The organism is Paraburkholderia sp. BR10936 (assembly GCF_040965735.1).
In the GTDB taxonomy this organism is placed as follows: Bacteria; Pseudomonadota; Gammaproteobacteria; order Burkholderiales; family Burkholderiaceae; genus Paraburkholderia; species Paraburkholderia nodosa_A.
Map to the genome: position 1 here is coordinate 77,074 of NZ_JBFRCM010000012.1, position 15,201 is coordinate 92,274.

14 protein-coding genes are annotated in these 15,201 nt (G+C 65.7%); 9 read left to right on the forward strand and 5 right to left on the reverse strand.

The features are described from left to right. Positions 1–26 precede the first annotated feature (26 nt). From AB4Y36_RS23955 to AB4Y36_RS23970, 4 genes are all read left to right on the forward strand, one after another. Positions 27–794 carry an SDR family NAD(P)-dependent oxidoreductase gene (locus AB4Y36_RS23955; protein WP_368603222.1) on the forward strand — a complete coding sequence of 256 codons (768 nt, stop codon included), beginning with the start codon at positions 27–29 and terminating at the stop codon, positions 792–794. Beyond that, the gene (locus AB4Y36_RS23960) at positions 791–1,675 is read left to right on the forward strand and encodes an SMP-30/gluconolactonase/LRE family protein (protein WP_368684288.1); all 885 of its coding nucleotides are present in this window, start codon (positions 791–793) and stop codon (positions 1,673–1,675) included. Before AB4Y36_RS23955 ends, AB4Y36_RS23960 begins: the two co-directional genes overlap by 4 nt. 141 nt (positions 1,676–1,816) lie before the next feature. Beyond that, on the forward strand, positions 1,817–2,443 hold the full coding sequence (locus tag AB4Y36_RS23965) for a hypothetical protein (protein ID WP_368684289.1): 627 nt from the start codon (positions 1,817–1,819) through the stop codon (positions 2,441–2,443). Between the two features lie 177 nt (positions 2,444–2,620). Next, positions 2,621–2,959 (forward strand): type II toxin-antitoxin system RelE/ParE family toxin, encoded by a 339-nt coding sequence (locus AB4Y36_RS23970; protein ID WP_083245065.1) that lies wholly within the window; start codon positions 2,621–2,623, stop codon positions 2,957–2,959. 60 nt (positions 2,960–3,019) lie between these two features. On the opposite strand, the gene AB4Y36_RS23975 is transcribed toward AB4Y36_RS23970, so the two are convergent. Further along, positions 3,020–3,904: an amidohydrolase family protein gene (locus AB4Y36_RS23975; protein ID WP_069262197.1), complete on the reverse strand. Its 885-nt coding sequence runs from the start codon at positions 3,902–3,904 to the stop codon at positions 3,020–3,022. 38 nt (positions 3,905–3,942) lie between these two features. Beyond that, on the reverse strand, positions 3,943–4,440 hold the full coding sequence (locus AB4Y36_RS23980; RefSeq protein WP_069262196.1) for a MarR family winged helix-turn-helix transcriptional regulator: 498 nt from the start codon (positions 4,438–4,440) through the stop codon (positions 3,943–3,945). A gap of 111 nt (positions 4,441–4,551) precedes the next feature. Here AB4Y36_RS23980 and AB4Y36_RS23985 point away from each other — a divergent pair, with 111 nt between their 5' ends. The 5 genes from AB4Y36_RS23985 to mhpT all read left to right on the forward strand — a co-directional run bounded on the left by AB4Y36_RS23985 (position 4,552) and on the right by mhpT (position 11,973). Continuing rightward, complete coding sequence (locus tag AB4Y36_RS23985; protein ID WP_069262195.1) at positions 4,552–5,379, forward strand: p-hydroxycinnamoyl CoA hydratase/lyase; 828 nt, start codon at positions 4,552–4,554, stop codon at positions 5,377–5,379. Positions 5,380–5,414: 35 nt separating this feature from the next. Beyond that, entirely contained in the window at positions 5,415–6,866 is a 1,452-nt protein-coding gene (locus AB4Y36_RS23990; protein WP_368684290.1) for an aldehyde dehydrogenase, read from the forward strand. 85 nt (positions 6,867–6,951) lie between these two features. Beyond that, positions 6,952–8,856, forward strand: coding sequence for a feruloyl-CoA synthase (locus AB4Y36_RS23995; protein WP_368684291.1), 1,905 nt, complete (start codon positions 6,952–6,954; stop codon positions 8,854–8,856). Between the two features lie 12 nt (positions 8,857–8,868). Then, positions 8,869–10,656 carry an acyl-CoA dehydrogenase family protein gene (locus AB4Y36_RS24000; protein ID WP_368684292.1) on the forward strand — a complete coding sequence of 596 codons (1,788 nt, stop codon included), beginning with the start codon at positions 8,869–8,871 and terminating at the stop codon, positions 10,654–10,656. 87 nt (positions 10,657–10,743) lie between these two features. Further along, complete coding sequence (mhpT, locus tag AB4Y36_RS24005) at positions 10,744–11,973, forward strand: 3-(3-hydroxy-phenyl)propionate transporter MhpT (protein ID WP_368684293.1); 1,230 nt, start codon at positions 10,744–10,746, stop codon at positions 11,971–11,973. Between the two features lie 19 nt (positions 11,974–11,992). Here the strand turns inward: mhpT and AB4Y36_RS24010 are convergent, their stop codons facing one another. From AB4Y36_RS24010 to AB4Y36_RS24020, 3 genes are all read right to left on the reverse strand, one after another. Next, positions 11,993–12,949: a 2Fe-2S iron-sulfur cluster-binding protein gene (locus AB4Y36_RS24010; RefSeq protein WP_368684294.1), complete on the reverse strand. Its 957-nt coding sequence runs from the start codon at positions 12,947–12,949 to the stop codon at positions 11,993–11,995. Positions 12,950–13,013: 64 nt separating this feature from the next. Then, complete coding sequence (locus AB4Y36_RS24015; protein WP_368684295.1) at positions 13,014–14,066, reverse strand: Rieske 2Fe-2S domain-containing protein; 1,053 nt, start codon at positions 14,064–14,066, stop codon at positions 13,014–13,016. Between the two features lie 105 nt (positions 14,067–14,171). Next, a complete protein-coding gene (locus AB4Y36_RS24020) occupies positions 14,172–14,942 on the reverse strand; it encodes a GntR family transcriptional regulator (protein ID WP_254355476.1) in 771 nt (256 codons plus the stop codon). Positions 14,943–15,201 lie beyond the last annotated feature (259 nt).

Sequence of the window (15,201 nt, forward strand, 5' to 3'; positions counted from 1 at the left end):
CTGACAAGTCAACACTGGAATATTTGATGTCGTACGCAATCTATCCGAGCCTGGCGGACAAAACCGTCGTTATCACCGGCGGCGGCAGCGGGATCGGCGCCGCGGTCGTGGAGGCATTCGCGCAGCAGGGCGCGCGCGTGTTTTTCCTCGATGTGGCCGAAGACGATTCGCTCGCGCTTCAGGAGAAGCTTCGCGGTGCGAAGCATCCGCCGCTGTTCAAGCGCTGCGACCTGTGCAGCGTGGACGCGATCGAAAGCGTGTTCGCGTCGATCGTCGATGCCGCGGGCCCGATCGACGTGCTCGTGAACAACGCGGGCAACGACGACCGCCATGATGTTGGCGAGTTGACCGCGAGTTACTGGGACGGGCGCATCGCCGTCAACCTGCGCCATCAGTTCTTCTGCGCGCAGGCCGCCGCGCGGGGCATGCGCCAGGCGGGGCGCGGCGTGATCCTGAACTTCGGTTCGGTGTCGTGGCACGTCGCGTTGCCGAACCTGCCGATCTACCTGACCGCCAAGGCCGGCATCGAAGGTTTGACGCGCGGCCTCGCGCGCGACCTGGGCGGCGCGGGTATTCGCGTGAACTGCATCATCCCGGGCGCCGTGAAAACGCCGCGGCAGATGAACCTGTGGCAAACGCCGGAGAGCGAGGCGAAAGTCGTCGCGGGGCAGTGTCTGCAGCTGCGCATCGAGCCCGAGCACGTGGCCCGCATGGCCTTGTTCCTCGCATCCGACGACGCCTCGCGCTGCTCCGGGCGCGATTACTTCGTCGACGCGGGATGGTACGGAGAATGACGATGCCGGCTCCCGTATGCGTGTGGCCGATCGGCGCCGAGCTGGCCGAAGGGCCGCTCTGGCAGGCCGCGGAAAACGCGGTCTATTTCGTCGATATCAAGGGCCGCCGGATTCATCGCTTCGTGGTCACGACCGGGGAGCGCACGACGTGGTACGCGCCCGACCAGGTCGGCTTCATCGCGCCGCTGGGCGACCGGGCTTTCGTGTGCGGCCTGCCTGACGGCCTGTATCGTTTCGACGCCGTGAGCGGGGAATTCGACAAGCTGGTCGATGTCGAGCCGCATCTGCCGGGCAATCGCCTCAACGACGGTTTCGCCGATACGCGCGGGCGCCTGTGGTTCGGCTCGATGGACGACGCCGAGCAAGCGCCGAGCGGCACGCTGTATCGCGTGGACGCAGGCGCGGTGGTGAGCACGCAGGACAGCGGCTACGTGATCACCAACGGCCCGGCCATGAGTCCGGACGGCCGCACGCTCTATCACAACGACACGATGCGTCGCGTCGTGTATGCGTTCGATGTTGCCATTGACGGCACGCTGTCGGGCAAGCGCGTCTTCACCGCCATTGCCGGCGACGGGTACCCGGACGGCATGGCCGTGGACGCAGAGGGCTACGTGTGGGTCGCACTGTTCGGCGGCTGGCGCATCGACCGTTATTCGCCCGAAGGCGAACTGGCCGGCCAGATCGCGTTTCCGTGCGCAAATATCACGAAACTCGCGTTCGGCGGGGACGATCTGCAGACCGTGTACGTTTCCACCGCGTGGAAGGGGCTCACGGCAGCCGAGCGCGAGAAGCAGCCGCTGGCGGGCGGCCTGTTCACGTTCCGCTCGCCGGTGCCGGGGCAGGCGCCGGGAAGCTGTGCGGCGGCCTTCGCACGGTAGGCAGCCTCGACCCCAGCCTCGACCCTATAGGACCAAAGTCCGATGGTCGGCGCGTCCTGCAGTGTTAGGCTCCGAGAACACACGCCATGGTCCCGGACCGGCGCAGCAAGCGTGGCACCTGATCGTTTCAAGGGGACTACCATGCTCTACCGATCGAATACGCGCATTGCGTTCGCGCGCTGCCTGGCGCTCTCAGTCGTAGCATGCGGCTTCTTTGCGGCCTCGGTACCCCTGTGCCGCGCGGCTGACGAGGACGCCTCTGCTGCCTCGGAGGCCATGCCCGCCGGGGCCTCCGTCGACACGGAAAGCGGCACCATCAGTTTGATCGATCAGAAGAATGCACTCATCGTCGTGACCGTGCCGGGTCACGACGACCTGAGCTTCAATGTGAAAGATCATCCCGATGTGCTTAAGGTGATCCGGGTCGGCGACAAGCTGACGACCCACTACATGGAGCCGTACGTCACCGGATTGACGCCGGCCGAAGGCGCGGCGGTGACGCGCCTGACCCACACGGCAAAGGTGACCCAGCACTCCTCCGGCGCCGACCAGGAAAACTTCCAGGTACTCCGGGTCTTCAGCGGCGTGGCGCAAGTCACCGGCGTCGACCGCAAGCTCAACCTCCTGACCGTCGTCGACAAGTCCGGCACGGCCCGTTCCATTCGGGTCAGCCGCCCGGATCTGATCGAAGTGATGCAGTCCCTCAAGCACCATAGCCACGTGCGGATCAAGTACGAATCCGAGATGACGATCATCGTCGCCCGTTAGCGGATACGCTGTGGGACGCCCGTTTCTTCCGGCCCTAAAAGGTGGTGCGTGTCGGACCGATAATTCTCGCCGATCACGTGAAGCCAATCAGCTACCTCAAGAGTGAAGCCGCGCAAATCGTCAAGGATCTGACCGATTCAGGGGAGCCGCTCATCATCACGCGGAAACGCTTCGCTAATGCAGGCCCTGCTGCTGAAGTACCGCGTCCTGCCGACCGCGCGGATCGGTATCGATGAGCTGAGAAGCTACATCGTCCGCGCATCCGGATGGGAGACCTGGCGTCAGACGTCGGCTCAACTCCAGGACACCATTGCGCAGACCCGCGAGTTCCCGGAGAGCGGCCATGTGCCTGCCGAACTCGATGGCTTTGTCGACGACACTTTTCGACAGATGTTTTCGGGCAAGAACCGGATCATCTATCAGGTCCGCGACGACACCGTTTTTATTCACCTCGTGATCGACACGCGACGTGACCTGCAAGCGCTTCTCCATAGAATCGTGCTCCGCTTGATGTAAATTGCATGGGCGCAGCGTATCGAATACCGTGGCCGTGTCTCGCCGGGCGCGCCGCTTTCTTCAGGTTTTCGCGCCGAGATCCAGCAGCCGTACCGCATTCTCCTTGAGGATCAACGGGCGCACTTCCGGCTTGATGTCGAGCGTATCGAAATCCGCGAGCCAGCGATCCGGACGGATCAAGGGAAAGTCGGAAGCGAACAGCACTCGCTCGCGCAACAGCGTATTCGCGTACTTCACCAGTTCCGGCGAGAAGTATTTCGGCGACCAGCCCGACAGGTCGATATACACGTTGGGCTTGTGCAGCGCGATGGAAAGCGCCTGCTCCTGCCACGGCCAGGAGGGATGCGCGATGACGATCTTCATGTCGGGGAAATCGGCGGCCACGTCGTCGAGATAGATCGGCTCCGAGTACTTCAGACGCAACCCGCCGCCGCCGCGCATGCCCGAACCCATGCCCGAGTGGCCGCTATGAAACACCGCGGGCAGGCCATATTCGGCAATCACTTCGTAGAGCGGGTAAGCCAGCCGGTCGTTGGCGAAAAAGCCCTGCATAGTCGGGTGAAACTTGAAGCCGCGCACGCCATGCGCCTCGATCAGCCGCCGCGCCTCGCGCGCGCCGAACTTGCCCTTGTGCGGGTCGATGCTGGCGAACGCGATCATGATGTCGGCGTTCCGCTGCGCGAAGTCGGCGATCTCTTCGTTGTCGATGCGGCGACGCCCGATATTCGCCTCGCAATCCACCGTGAACATCACGAAACCGATGTTGCGCTCGCGGTAGTGCTCGATCGTTTCCGGAATCGTCGGGCGGCGGCCTTGCTTCAACACGGTGCCGAAATACTTGTCGGCGGCGTCGTCGAACTCCTTCGCGAAGAGGTCGGGCGGCTGGCAGCACGACACTTCGGCGTGGACGTGCGTGTCGATCGCAACGAGCTGGTCGATGTTCAAAGGTGTCTCCTCCTTATTGTCACTCGCCGCACGAGCGCTTAAGCAGCGCGCAGATTGCGCACGCAGGCATGCAGCAGCGCGTGGAGTTTTTCCGCTGTTTCGGTGTCCATATCGTCGAGCATTGCGCCTTCGACGTGGTCGGCGGCGGCGTCGCATTCGCCCAGCAGCGCGTTGCCGGCTTCCGTGAGCGAAAGCAGCACCACGCGGCGGTTCATCGGGTCGGCTTCACGCATGACCCAGCCGTTCGCCTCCATCGTCTTCACGACTTCGTTGGCGGCCTGCGGCGTGATGAACGAGCGCTCGGCGAGTTGCGCATTGGACGAGCGGCCGCGCGCACGCAGCACGGAAAGCGCGGTGTACTGCGGCAGCGTGAGCCCGTGGCGCGCGAGCGCTTCGGTCAGGCGGCGCGACACGACGCGGTCGAGCTGGCCGATCAGGTAGCTCAGGCGCATGGGCGGCACGGCGTGCGGGCTGCCCTCGGCGGCTGGCTGCGCGATTCGGGCGCGCGGCGCAGTGGGTGAGGTTTTCTGGTTCATCGCGTTTTACGGGTTTGTACCGACGAGATCATATTCTACTTTACATATCAGGTAGCCTGATAGTAAATTGATTTCAAGCCGCGAGTGCGGCAGTGTCTACGGAGAGAGAGAATGAGTTACGAAGGTCGCTGGAAAACGGTCAAGGTTGCGGTCGAGGGCGGCATCGGCTGGGTGACGTTCAACCGGCCGGAAAAGCGCAACGCCATGAGCCCGACGCTCAACAAGGAGATGATCGACGTGCTCGAAACGCTCGAGCTCGACGCCGAGGCGCAAGTGCTCGTGCTGACCGGCGAAGGCTCGGCATGGACGGCCGGCATGGACCTGAAGGAATACTTCCGCGAGGTCGATGCGGGCCCCGACGTCCTGCAGGAGCGCATTCGCCGCGACGCGAGCCGCTGGCAATGGCAGCTGCTGCGCATGTATTCGAAGCCGACCATCGCGATGGTGAACGGCTGGTGTTTCGGCGGCGGCTTCTCGCCGCTCGTGGCGTGCGATCTCGCGATTGCCGCGGACGAAGCCACGTTCGGTCTTTCGGAAATCAACTGGGGCATTCCGCCGGGCAACCTCGTGAGCAAGGCGATGGCGGATACGGTGGGCCACCGCGAGGCGCTTTACTACATCATGACGGGCGATACCTTTACGGGCCAGCAGGCCGCGAAAATGGGCCTGGTCAACAAGAGCGTGCCGCTCGCGCAGCTGCGCGAGGAAGTGCTCGCGCTTGCCGCGAAACTGCTCGACAAGAACCCGGTCGTGCTGCGCAACGCGAAGCACGGCTTCAAGCGTTCGCGTGAACTGACGTGGGAGCAGAACGAGGACTATCTCTACGCGAAGCTGGACCAGGCCAACCATCGCGACAAGGAAGGCGGCCGCGAGCAGGGCCTCAAGCAGTTCCTCGACGACAAGAGCATCAAGCCGGGCCTGCAGGCATACAAGCGCTAATCGATAGCGGCGCACCAGACAGAGGAGACAACGACATGCATGAAACCCGGCTTCTGATCGGCGGCGAGAAGCGCCGTGCGTCGAACGGCAAGACCTTCGAGCGCATCGATCCGGCCACGCGCGCGGTGGCCACGCGCGCGGCAGCCGCCACGGTGGAAGATGCGGACGCGGCCGTTGCCGCCGCCGCGCACGCCTTCCCGGCCTGGGCCGCGCTCACGCCCACGGAGCGCCGCAAGCGCCTGCTGGCCGCCGCCGATCGCATGGATGCGCGCACTGCGGACTTCATCGCCATCGGCGCGGCGGAAACGGGCGCAATGGCGAACTGGTACGGCTTCAATGTGATGCTCGCCGCCAACATGCTGCGCGAAGCGGCCGCCATGACCACGCAGATCGACGGCGCGGTGATCCCATCCGACCTGCCCGGCAGCCTCGCGATGGCCGTGCGCCAGCCGTGCGGCGTGGTGCTCGGCATGGCGCCCTGGAACGCACCGGTGATTCTCGCCACGCGTGCGCTCGCCATGCCGCTCGCGTGCGGCAATACCGTGGTCCTGAAGGCTTCCGAAGGGTGTCCCGGCGTACATGCGCTGATCGGCGAAGTGCTCAACGAGGCGGGGCTGGGCGAGGGCGTCGTCAACGTGCTCACGCATGCGCCGGAAGATGCACCGACCATTGTCGAGCGCCTGATCGCCAACCCCGCCGTCAAACGCGTGAACTTCACGGGTTCGACGCGCGTGGGCCGCGTCGTCGCGGAGCATTGCGCGCGGCGTCTGTTGCCCGCACTGCTCGAACTGGGCGGCAAGGCGCCCGTGCTCGTGCTCGACGATGCCGATCTCGACGCGGCAGTGGAAGGCATAGCGTTCGGCGCGTTCTTCAATCAAGGGCAGATCTGCATGTCGACCGAACGCGTGATCGTCGACCGCAAGATTGCCGATGCGTTCGTCGACAAGCTCGTTGCGAAGGCACGCACGCTGAAGGCAGGCGACCCCACGCAGCCGGGCTCGGTGCTGGGGACTCTGGAGAGCGAAGCATCGGCACGGCGCATACTCGCGCTCGTGGAAGACGCGCGCGAGAAGGGTGCGAAACTGCCGCTGGGCTGCGAGGTGAACGGCGCGATCATGCAGCCCGTGATCGTCGAAAACGTCACGCGCGAGATGAAGCTCTACGCCGACGAATCGTTCGGCCCCGTGGTGACGGTACAGCGTGTGGACAGCGACGAAGAAGCGGTGAAGGTCGCCAACGACAGCGAGTACGGGCTTTCGGCGGCGGTGTTCAGCCGCGATATCGCGCGCGCCATGAACGTGGCGAAGCGCATCGAATCGGGCATCTGCCATATCAACGGGCCGACGGTGCACGACGAAGCGCAAATGCCGTTCGGCGGCGTGAAGGCGAGCGGCTATGGCCGCTTCGGCAGCAAGGCTTCGATCGCCGAATTCACGGACCTGCGCTGGATTACCGTGCAGACCGGTCCGCGCCACTATCCGATCTGAACGCGCGCATCACGACATGAACCACCGGGCCGTCTGCGCCGATCCATCGCGCAGCCTGGCACCGGTCAAGCAAAGGAGACAGGCTTTGGATTCGGAGCCGACCCAAACGCATGCTCGCGCCGTCGTGCAACCGGACTTCGCCGGTTATCGCGCCGTCGCGATCGGCTCGGCCGCGCCGCAGATCGAACGGCGCGGCGACTGCTGGTATTTGCGCTCGAGCGAGGCGCTCGACGACTTCCCCGAACGCGTGACCGACCGGCTCGTGAGCGGCGCGCGCGAGCATCCGGAGCGCTGGCTCGTGGCGCGCCGCGGCGTCGACGGCCAATGGCAGGGCATCAGCTACGCGCAGATGCTCGAACGCGCCCGTGCGATCGGGCAAGCCTTGATCGAGCGAGGCTTGTCGGCTGAGCGCCCGGTCGCGCTGCTCTCGGGCAACGATCTCGAACATCTGCAGATGGCGTTCGGCGCGCTATGGGCCGGCGTGCCCTATGCGCCCATTTCTCCCGCTTATTCGCTCGTCTCCAGCGATTACAACAAGCTGCGGCACACGCTGGGTCTGCTCAATCCCGGCCTCGTATTCGCGGCGGACGGCCCCGCTTTTGCCGCGGCGCTCGACGCCGCGGTGCCCGCCGATATCGAGCGCGTGGTCGTGACGCCGGCTGGCGGCGGCCGCCGCGAGACGCCGTTTTCGACGTTGCTCGAGACGCAGGCGGGCAGCTTCGAAGCCGCGCAGGCGCGCGTGAGCGGCGACACGATCGCGAAGTTCCTCTTCACCTCCGGCTCGACGCGCCTGCCGAAGGCCGTGCCCACCACGCATCGCATGCTGTGCAGCAATCAGCAGATGCTGCTGCAGACGTTCCCGCAGTTCGGCATCGAGCCGCCGGTGCTGGTGGACTGGCTGCCGTGGAATCACACCTTCGGCGGCAGCCACAACGTGGGTATCGCGCTCTACAACGGCGGCACGCTCTATATCGACGACGGCAAACCCGTGGCCGGCCGCTTCGAAGAGACGCTGCGCAATTTGCGCGAAATCGCCCCCACGCTCTACTTCAACGTCCCGAAGGGTTGGGAAGAACTGACTGCCGCGCTCGAAACCGACGCGCAGCTGCGCGAGACGTTTTTCTCGCGCGTGAAGATGTATTTCTTCGCGGGCGCGGGGCTCTCGCAGGCGGCGTGGGACCGGCTCGAACGCGTGACGCAGGCCCATTGCGGCGAGCGCATCCGCATCATGGCGGGCCTTGGTATGACCGAGACCGCGCCGTCGTGCCTCTTCACGACCGGCCCGGTGATGGGCGCGGGCTATATCGGCCTGCCCGCGCCGGGCTGCGAGACGCGTCTCGTACCCGTGGACGGCAAGCTCGAAGCGCGCTTTCGCGGCCCGAACGTGATGGGCGGCTACTGGCGCGCGAACGAGGCGGACCGTCACGACGTGTTCGACGAAGAGGGCTACTACCGCACCGGCGACGCCGTGCGCTTCGTCGATGCCGGGCGGCCCGAACTCGGCCTGCTGTTCGACGGACGCATTGCTGAGGATTTCAAGCTCAGCTCCGGCACGTTCGTGAGCGTGGGGCCCATGCGCGCGCGCATCGTCTCGGGCGGCGCACCGTACGTGCAGGACGCGGTGATCGCGGGCATGGACCGCGACGACATCGGCGTGCTGATCTTTCCGCGCCTCGACGAATGCCGCCGGCTCGCGGGGCTCGATGCGAGTGCGCCCGCGCGCGACGTTCTGGACGCGAGCGCCGTGCGCGACTTCTTTGCTGACCTGATGGAGCGGCTGAACCGCGAGGCGACGGGCAGCGCGACCCTCGTCACGCGACTGCACCTGATGGACGCGCCGCCGTCGCTCGATCTGGGCGAGATTACGGATAAAGGGTCGATCAATCAGCGCGTCGTGCTGAGCCAGCGCGCGGCGCTCGTAGACGCGTTGTACGCCGCGCGGGGCACGCAAACGCGCGTGATCTTCGCTCGTCATCTGCAGCACGTTTGAGGAACGTTCACGATGAGTCTCGACTATCAGGTCCCGCTGCGCGACATGCGCTTCGTGATCGACGAATGGATCGAAGCACCCGCATGGTGGCGCAGCGTTCCCGCATGGGCGGACCTCGACAGCGCGACGGCGCAGCAGGTGCTCGAAGAAGCCGCACGTTTCGTGATGGAACGCGTCGCGCCGCTGAACCCGGCGGGCGACCTCGAGGGGTGCCGCTTCGAGGGCGGCGAGGTCTCGATGCCCACGGGCTTTCGCGAGGCGTATGCGGATTTCGTCGCGGCAGGCTGGCCGACGCTCGCGCTCGACGCCGACGCGGGCGGCCAGGGCCTGCCGCAACTGCTCGAAGTCGCACTGCAGGAAATGCTCGCGGCGGCCAACCACGCATGGCTGATGTCGCCCGGCCTCACGCATGGCGCGACGGCGTGTCTGATGGCGCACGGCAGTGATGCGCTGAAGCGCGACTGGCTGCCGAAGATCGCGAGCGGCGAGTGGCTTGCCACGATGTGTCTGACCGAGCCGCAGGCGGGCAGCGATCTCGCGCTGCTGCGCGCGCGAGCGACGCCCGACTCGGCGCACGGCGCCTGGCGCATCGACGGCAGCAAGATCTTCATCACGGGCGGCGAGCACGATCTGACCGACAACATCGTGCACCTCGTGCTCGCGCGTCTGCCCGATGCGCCGGCGGGCACGAAGGGCCTCTCGCTCTTCGTGGTGCCGAAATGGACCTTCGGCGAGACCGGCGAGCGCGTGCGCAACGGCGTGCATTGCGAGGGCATCGAAAAGAAGATGGGCCTCAAGGCGAGCCCGACGTGTTCGATGCGTTTCGAGCACGCGCTGGGCTGGCTGGTGGGCGAGCCGCATCGCGGCCTCGCTTCGATGTTCGTCATGATGAACGCGGCGCGCCTGCAGGTGGCGATGCAGGGTGTGGGCCACGCGCAGCTTGCCTGCCAGCGCGCGCACGCCTACGCGCACGAACGCGTGCAAATGCGCGCCGTGAGTGCGCCTGCGCAATACGAGGGCGAGCCGGCGCAGGCCGCGCCGATCGCGTTTCATCCGGCCATGCGGCGCATCCTGCTCGACTTGCGCGCGACGGTGGAGGGCCAGCGGGCCATCGGCTACTGGATCGGTTACTGGCTCGACGTGGCCGCGCGCCACCCCGATGCGAACGAGCGCCAGGCGGCGGGGCAGCTCGCCTCGCTGCTCACGCCTGTCGCCAAGGCGTTCTTCACCGCCAATGGCTTTGCGGCGGCATCGAGTGCGCTGCAGGTGTTCGGCGGCTACGGCTATATCCACGAATACGGCGTGGAGCAGACGGTGCGCGACAGCCGCGTCGCCATGCTTTACGAAGGCACGAACGAAATCCAGGCGATCGATCTGCTCGTGCGCAAGGTGCTCGGCGATGGCGGCGAGGCGTTGCGCGCGTTGCTTGCGCATGTCACAGCGGACGCCACACGCTGTGTCGCTTCCCACGATCCTGCGCTTCACCGTGCAGGCGCACGGCTCGATGCGTTGGTGGCGGACGTGCAGCGCATCACGGGCGAAATCAGGCAGGGCAGTGCAGACGATCGCGAGTTGCCCTACCGCGTGGCCGACGACTATCTCGCGCTTATCGGCTGGCTGCTGCTTGCATTCGCCTGGGCGCGCACGCTGCGCATCGCGATGGATGCCTCGGCCGACGATCCGTTCTATGCCGAAAAGCGCGTCACGGCGCACTACTTCTTCGCTTACCCGCTCATGGCGTTCGATCACCGGCTGCGGCTCATCGAAGCGGGCTGCCGCACTCCGCTGCCCCATGCATGAAATTTTTTTAGCACGTAGGTTAGGTTAACTAACTAGTGACGGTGCGGTGAAAGGCCGCGACATTCCATTACAAAACGAGGAGGCAACGTGTCGTCATCGACTACGCAGGTGAGCGCGCGCACGGCGGCGGGCACCGCATGGGTGTTGGGTTTGTGTCTGATCGTGGCGGTGCTGGAGGGCGTCGATCTTCAGTCGACGGGCGTGGCCGCGCCGCGCATGGCGCGCGAGTTCGGTCTTTCGGTGAGCCAGATGGGGCTCGCGTTCAGTGCGGGCATGCTCGGGCTCCTGCCCGGGGCGATGATCGGCGGACGCCTCGCCGACCGCATCGGGCGCAAGCGCGTGCTGCTGCTCTCGATGGTCGCGTTCGGCGTGTTCTCGATCTTCACCGCCCATGTGTGGAGCTTTGCCACGCTGCTGGTGGCGCGCGTCTTGACCGGCGTCGGCCTTGGCGGCGCCATGCCGAACCTGATCGCGCTCTCGGCCGAAGCCGTGGCGCCGCGGCTGCGCAATACGGCGGTCAGCATCATGTATTGCGGCATGCCGCTCGGCGGCGCGCTCGCGGCGCTGATCGGCGTGCTCAGTGCGGGCGACACCGAATGGCGGCATATCTTCTATGCGGGCGGCGTCGGACCGCTCGTGGTCGCGCCGCTGATCCTCGCCTGCCTGCCCGAATCCGCGGCCTATGAAGCGGCCTCGAGCCGCGCGCAGTCCACGCAGAGCGGCCCGCCGCCCACGTGGCGCGTGCTGTTCGGCGACGGCCGCGCCGCGGTGACCGCACAGATCTGGATCAGCTTTTTCTGCACGCTGATCGTGCTGTACTTCCTGCTCAACTGGCTGCCCTCGCTGATCGTGAGCCGGGGCCTCTCGCGCAGCCAGGCCGGCGTCACGCAGATCTTCTTCAACGTGGGCAGCGTGATCGGCGTGCTCGGCATCGGCATGCTGATGGACCGCGTCAGGCCCGGGCGAGTCGTCGCGGCTGTCTATGCCGGCATCGCGATTTCGCTTTTCATGCTCGCGGGCGCGGGCAACCTGTTCTGGATCTCGGTGTCGGTGCTGCTCGCGGGCATGGGCGTGGTGGGCGCGCAGTCGATGCTCTACGCGCTTTCCGCGGCGAGCTACGCGACCGTCATGCGCGGCACCGGCGTGGGCGCGGCAGTCGCGGTGGGCCGCGTAGGGTCGATCGTCGGTCCGCTCGCGGCAGGGCAGTTGCTGGCGGGCGGCGCGAGCGCCACGACGGTGATAGGCGCAAGCGTCCCGGTTACGGTGGTGGCGGCGCTCGCCGCGCTGCTCGCGGTGAGGCGAGCGCGCGAGTCCTGATGGGCCCCGCCGCGCCGTATCAGAGGTCGAGCACGAGCATGGGCGAGCGCGAGCGCGAGCAGCACGGCAGCAGCTGGTCGTTGGCGGCGCGCTCCTCGTCGGTCAGGTAGAGATCGCGATGGTCCGGCTCGCCGGACAGCACCCGCGTGATGCAGGTGCCGCATACGCCTTGCTCGCATGAGACCGGCACCTCGACGCCGCCCGCGCGCAGCGCTTCGACGATGGACGTGCCGGCCGGGATGTCGATCACGCGCTGGCAGCTCGCAAGGGTGACCTGGAAGGCGCCGTTCGTGTCGGCGTTCGCGCTCGCGCCTGGTTGGGCGGCGCCGAAGTACTCGCGGTGCACGTTCTGCGCGGGCCACCCCGCGCTGGTTGCGGCTGCGAGCACGGCGTCGATGAAGCCCGCAGGGCCACATACGTAGGCGTGCTTACCGTCGTGCGGAGCGCCAAGCACGCGCGCGAGGTCGATGCGTGCATCGGCGCCTTCGCTGTCGAAATAGAAGTGCGTGTGCTCGGCAAAACCCGCTTCGGCAAGACGCTCGCGAAAGGCGGCGCGCTGTGGCTCGCGCGTGCAGTAGTGCAGTTCGAACGGGCGGCCTTCCTCACGCAACTGCTCGGCCATGGCGATGAGCGGCGTGATGCCGATGCCGCCCGCGAGCAGGATGGTATGCGTGGCTTGTTCGTCCAGCGGGAAATGATTCTTCGGGATGCTGATTTCCAGGTTCGTACCGGCGTCGAGCGCGTGCATCGCAACGGAGCCGCCGCGCGAAGCCGGGTCGCGCAACACGCCGATGTGGTAGGCGCCGTGATCGGAGGGGCGGTTGCACAGCGAGTACTGGCGCACGAATCCATCCACATGGACGTCGATGTGCGCGCCCGCCGCGAATGCCGGAAGCGGTGCGCCATCGGCGCTCGCCAGTTCGAACTCGCAGATATCGGTGGCGACGGGAATCTTGCGCAGAAGAGTGACTTTCATGATGCGTTGGGGCAAGGGAAGGAGAGCGGCCGCGCGTGCCCGCGCGACCGTGGCTTTGGTCGAATCAGTCCGTTGCGGCAGTGGCCGTTGTGTTGCGTTCTGCGGCGATCAGCCGGTCGAGCACGCGGCGCGACTGCACGCCGCCGGCGTCGATGTTGAGGCTCAGAATGCGGCGTTCGGGCCACGTGAGCAGATTGCGCTGCTGCGATTCGAGCATCTCGAGATCCTCCGAGAAGATCTTGCCCTGGCCCGTGCGGATCGTTTCGGTGAGCGCGTGATCGTGCACGGCGAAGCTGCGCGCCATGCCCCAGAAGTACCAGATCGACGTTTCGGTTTCCGGCGTAATGAAGTCGACGACGATGCTCGATGCCTTGTCGCGCGTATCGGCGTCATATCCGCCTTTGCCTGCGTGCGCCACGCCCACTTCGATCATCACGTGGCTGGGCGGCGAGAAGTGGCAAATTTGCCAGCGGTCGCAGGGCACGTTGTCGGCGAGGCCGTTGCCGCGCAGCGCTGCGGCCCAGAACGGCGGCGGCATGATGTTCTGCATGTAGCGGCTGGTGGTGACCACGTCGCCGTTGACCGTGGTCTTGGGCGGTGCTTCCTCGATCTCGGGCTGGCCGATGCTCGAGGCGTGCACGTAGGTCTCGTGCGTGAGGTCCATGAGGTTGTCGACCATCAGGCGATAGTCGCACTGGATGTGATAAAGGCCGCCGCCATACGCCCACGCGGGATTGTCGGCCCAGTCGAGGTGATGGATCTTCGCCGGGTCGGCTTGCGCCGCATCGCCGGGCCATACCCAAATGAAACCGTAGCGCTCGACCGCGGGATAGCTGCGCACGGACGGAATGCCGCCCACACGCTGGCACGGCATGCTCACGCATTTGCCGCTGGCGCCCACGGTGAGGCCGTGATAGCCGCACACCAGATGCCCTTCGCGTACGCTGCCGAGCGAGAGCGGCGCGCCGCGATGCGGGCAGAAGTCTTCGAGCGCGGCGACGCCGCCTTCGGCCGTGCGCCAGAACACCATGCGCTCGCCGCAGATTTGACGCCCCAGCGGCTTACCGTCGATTTCATCGGGGGTGCATGCGACATACCATGCGTTTTTCAGGAACATATGTCTCCTCCAGGGCGCCTGGCTGCGCCTTCGTTCAGGGTGAGGGGCGGCACGCATGCCGCCGTTCGAATCAAGCCGTTTAGCGAGCGTGTATACCGCGCGCCACTAGCGCGGATTGCGGCGAATGAGATTGCCGCCAATCAGCCTCGTCATGGCGCGCTGGTTGTCGAGCACGCGCTTGAGGTTTTGATGGGCGATATGCGAATGCTCGCGCATCAGCGCTTCGGCGCGCGCGCCTTCACGGCTTTCGATCGCTTCGAGCACGGCGCGATGCTGGGCTTGCGCGACGATCAGCGTTTCGCGCGCACGCGGGTCGAGCGACTGCACGACGACGAACGCGCTGGCGGATGCAAACGGCAAGGTGGCGACTTTCTCGATCTGCCGCGCCACCACTTCGCTGTCGGAAGCCGCGGCCAGCAGCCGGTGAAAGCGGCCATTCGCTTCGACATAGCGGGAGAAGGTTTCTTCGCTCAGCTCGCCCACGAGCAGTTCGTCGATCTCGTCGATGCAGTCGTGCAGGTCGCGGAACATCGAATGGGTGATGCCGCGCTCGGCGGCAAGGCGCGCAGCCAGCCCTTCGAGCGTGCCGCGCAGTTCGATCGAGTCGCGTATTTCATTTTCCGAAAACGAGCGTACGGCATAGCCGCCGCTCGGAATCGGTTCGAGCAGCCCTTCTTCCTGCAGGCGCATGAGCGCCGCGCGCACCGGCGTGCGCGAGACGCCAAGGCGCTCGACCACGGCCAGTTCGGAAATGCGCTCGCCCGGCGCGAGTTCGCCGCCGAGTATCAGTTCTCGCAGCCCGAGCTGGGCCTTGACGGTTTGCGAAGCGGCGGAGCCGGCGCGCGTGCTGGCGGGGGTGTCGTCGATGCCGTTCATGCGTAAGGAAGTGGTGAAAAGCGAATGGAGAAGCGGCCAGAGACTGCACCACGATGTGTACAGATTGTATACAGCGAATCGATCTATTCAATACAACTGTCGCGAAATACAGGGTAAACGTGGAAAAGTAAGCGGAAAGTAAAGAGAAATTGTGTACAACGAGGGTCTTTTTTGATTGACATCATTAGGTGAGGTTTCCTACGATCTCGCTCGAAGTTCGATAAACGAAGCGTAGTTCGCAATACGAACACGCATGACA

Excerpts from the sequence above, each read along its gene's own strand:
- AB4Y36_RS23955 (WP_368603222.1), top strand. The coding sequence starts at position 27 with ATGTCGTACGCAATCTATCCGAGCCTGGCGGACAAAACCGTCGTTATC.
- AB4Y36_RS23960 (WP_368684288.1), top strand. The coding sequence starts at position 791 with ATGACGATGCCGGCTCCCGTATGCGTGTGGCCGATCGGCGCCGAGCTG.
- AB4Y36_RS23965 (WP_368684289.1), top strand. The coding sequence starts at position 1,817 with ATGCTCTACCGATCGAATACGCGCATTGCGTTCGCGCGCTGCCTGGCG.
- AB4Y36_RS23970 (WP_083245065.1), top strand. The coding sequence starts at position 2,621 with ATGCAGGCCCTGCTGCTGAAGTACCGCGTCCTGCCGACCGCGCGGATC.
- AB4Y36_RS23980 (WP_069262196.1), bottom strand. The coding sequence starts at position 4,440 with ATGAACCAGAAAACCTCACCCACTGCGCCGCGCGCCCGAATCGCGCAG.
- AB4Y36_RS23985 (WP_069262195.1), top strand. The coding sequence starts at position 4,552 with ATGAGTTACGAAGGTCGCTGGAAAACGGTCAAGGTTGCGGTCGAGGGC.
- AB4Y36_RS23990 (WP_368684290.1), top strand. The coding sequence starts at position 5,415 with ATGCATGAAACCCGGCTTCTGATCGGCGGCGAGAAGCGCCGTGCGTCG.
- AB4Y36_RS24000 (WP_368684292.1), top strand. The coding sequence starts at position 8,869 with ATGAGTCTCGACTATCAGGTCCCGCTGCGCGACATGCGCTTCGTGATC.
- AB4Y36_RS24010 (WP_368684294.1), bottom strand. The coding sequence starts at position 12,949 with ATGAAAGTCACTCTTCTGCGCAAGATTCCCGTCGCCACCGATATCTGC.
- AB4Y36_RS24015 (WP_368684295.1), bottom strand. The coding sequence starts at position 14,066 with ATGTTCCTGAAAAACGCATGGTATGTCGCATGCACCCCCGATGAAATC.
- AB4Y36_RS24020 (WP_254355476.1), bottom strand. The coding sequence starts at position 14,942 with ATGAACGGCATCGACGACACCCCCGCCAGCACGCGCGCCGGCTCCGCC.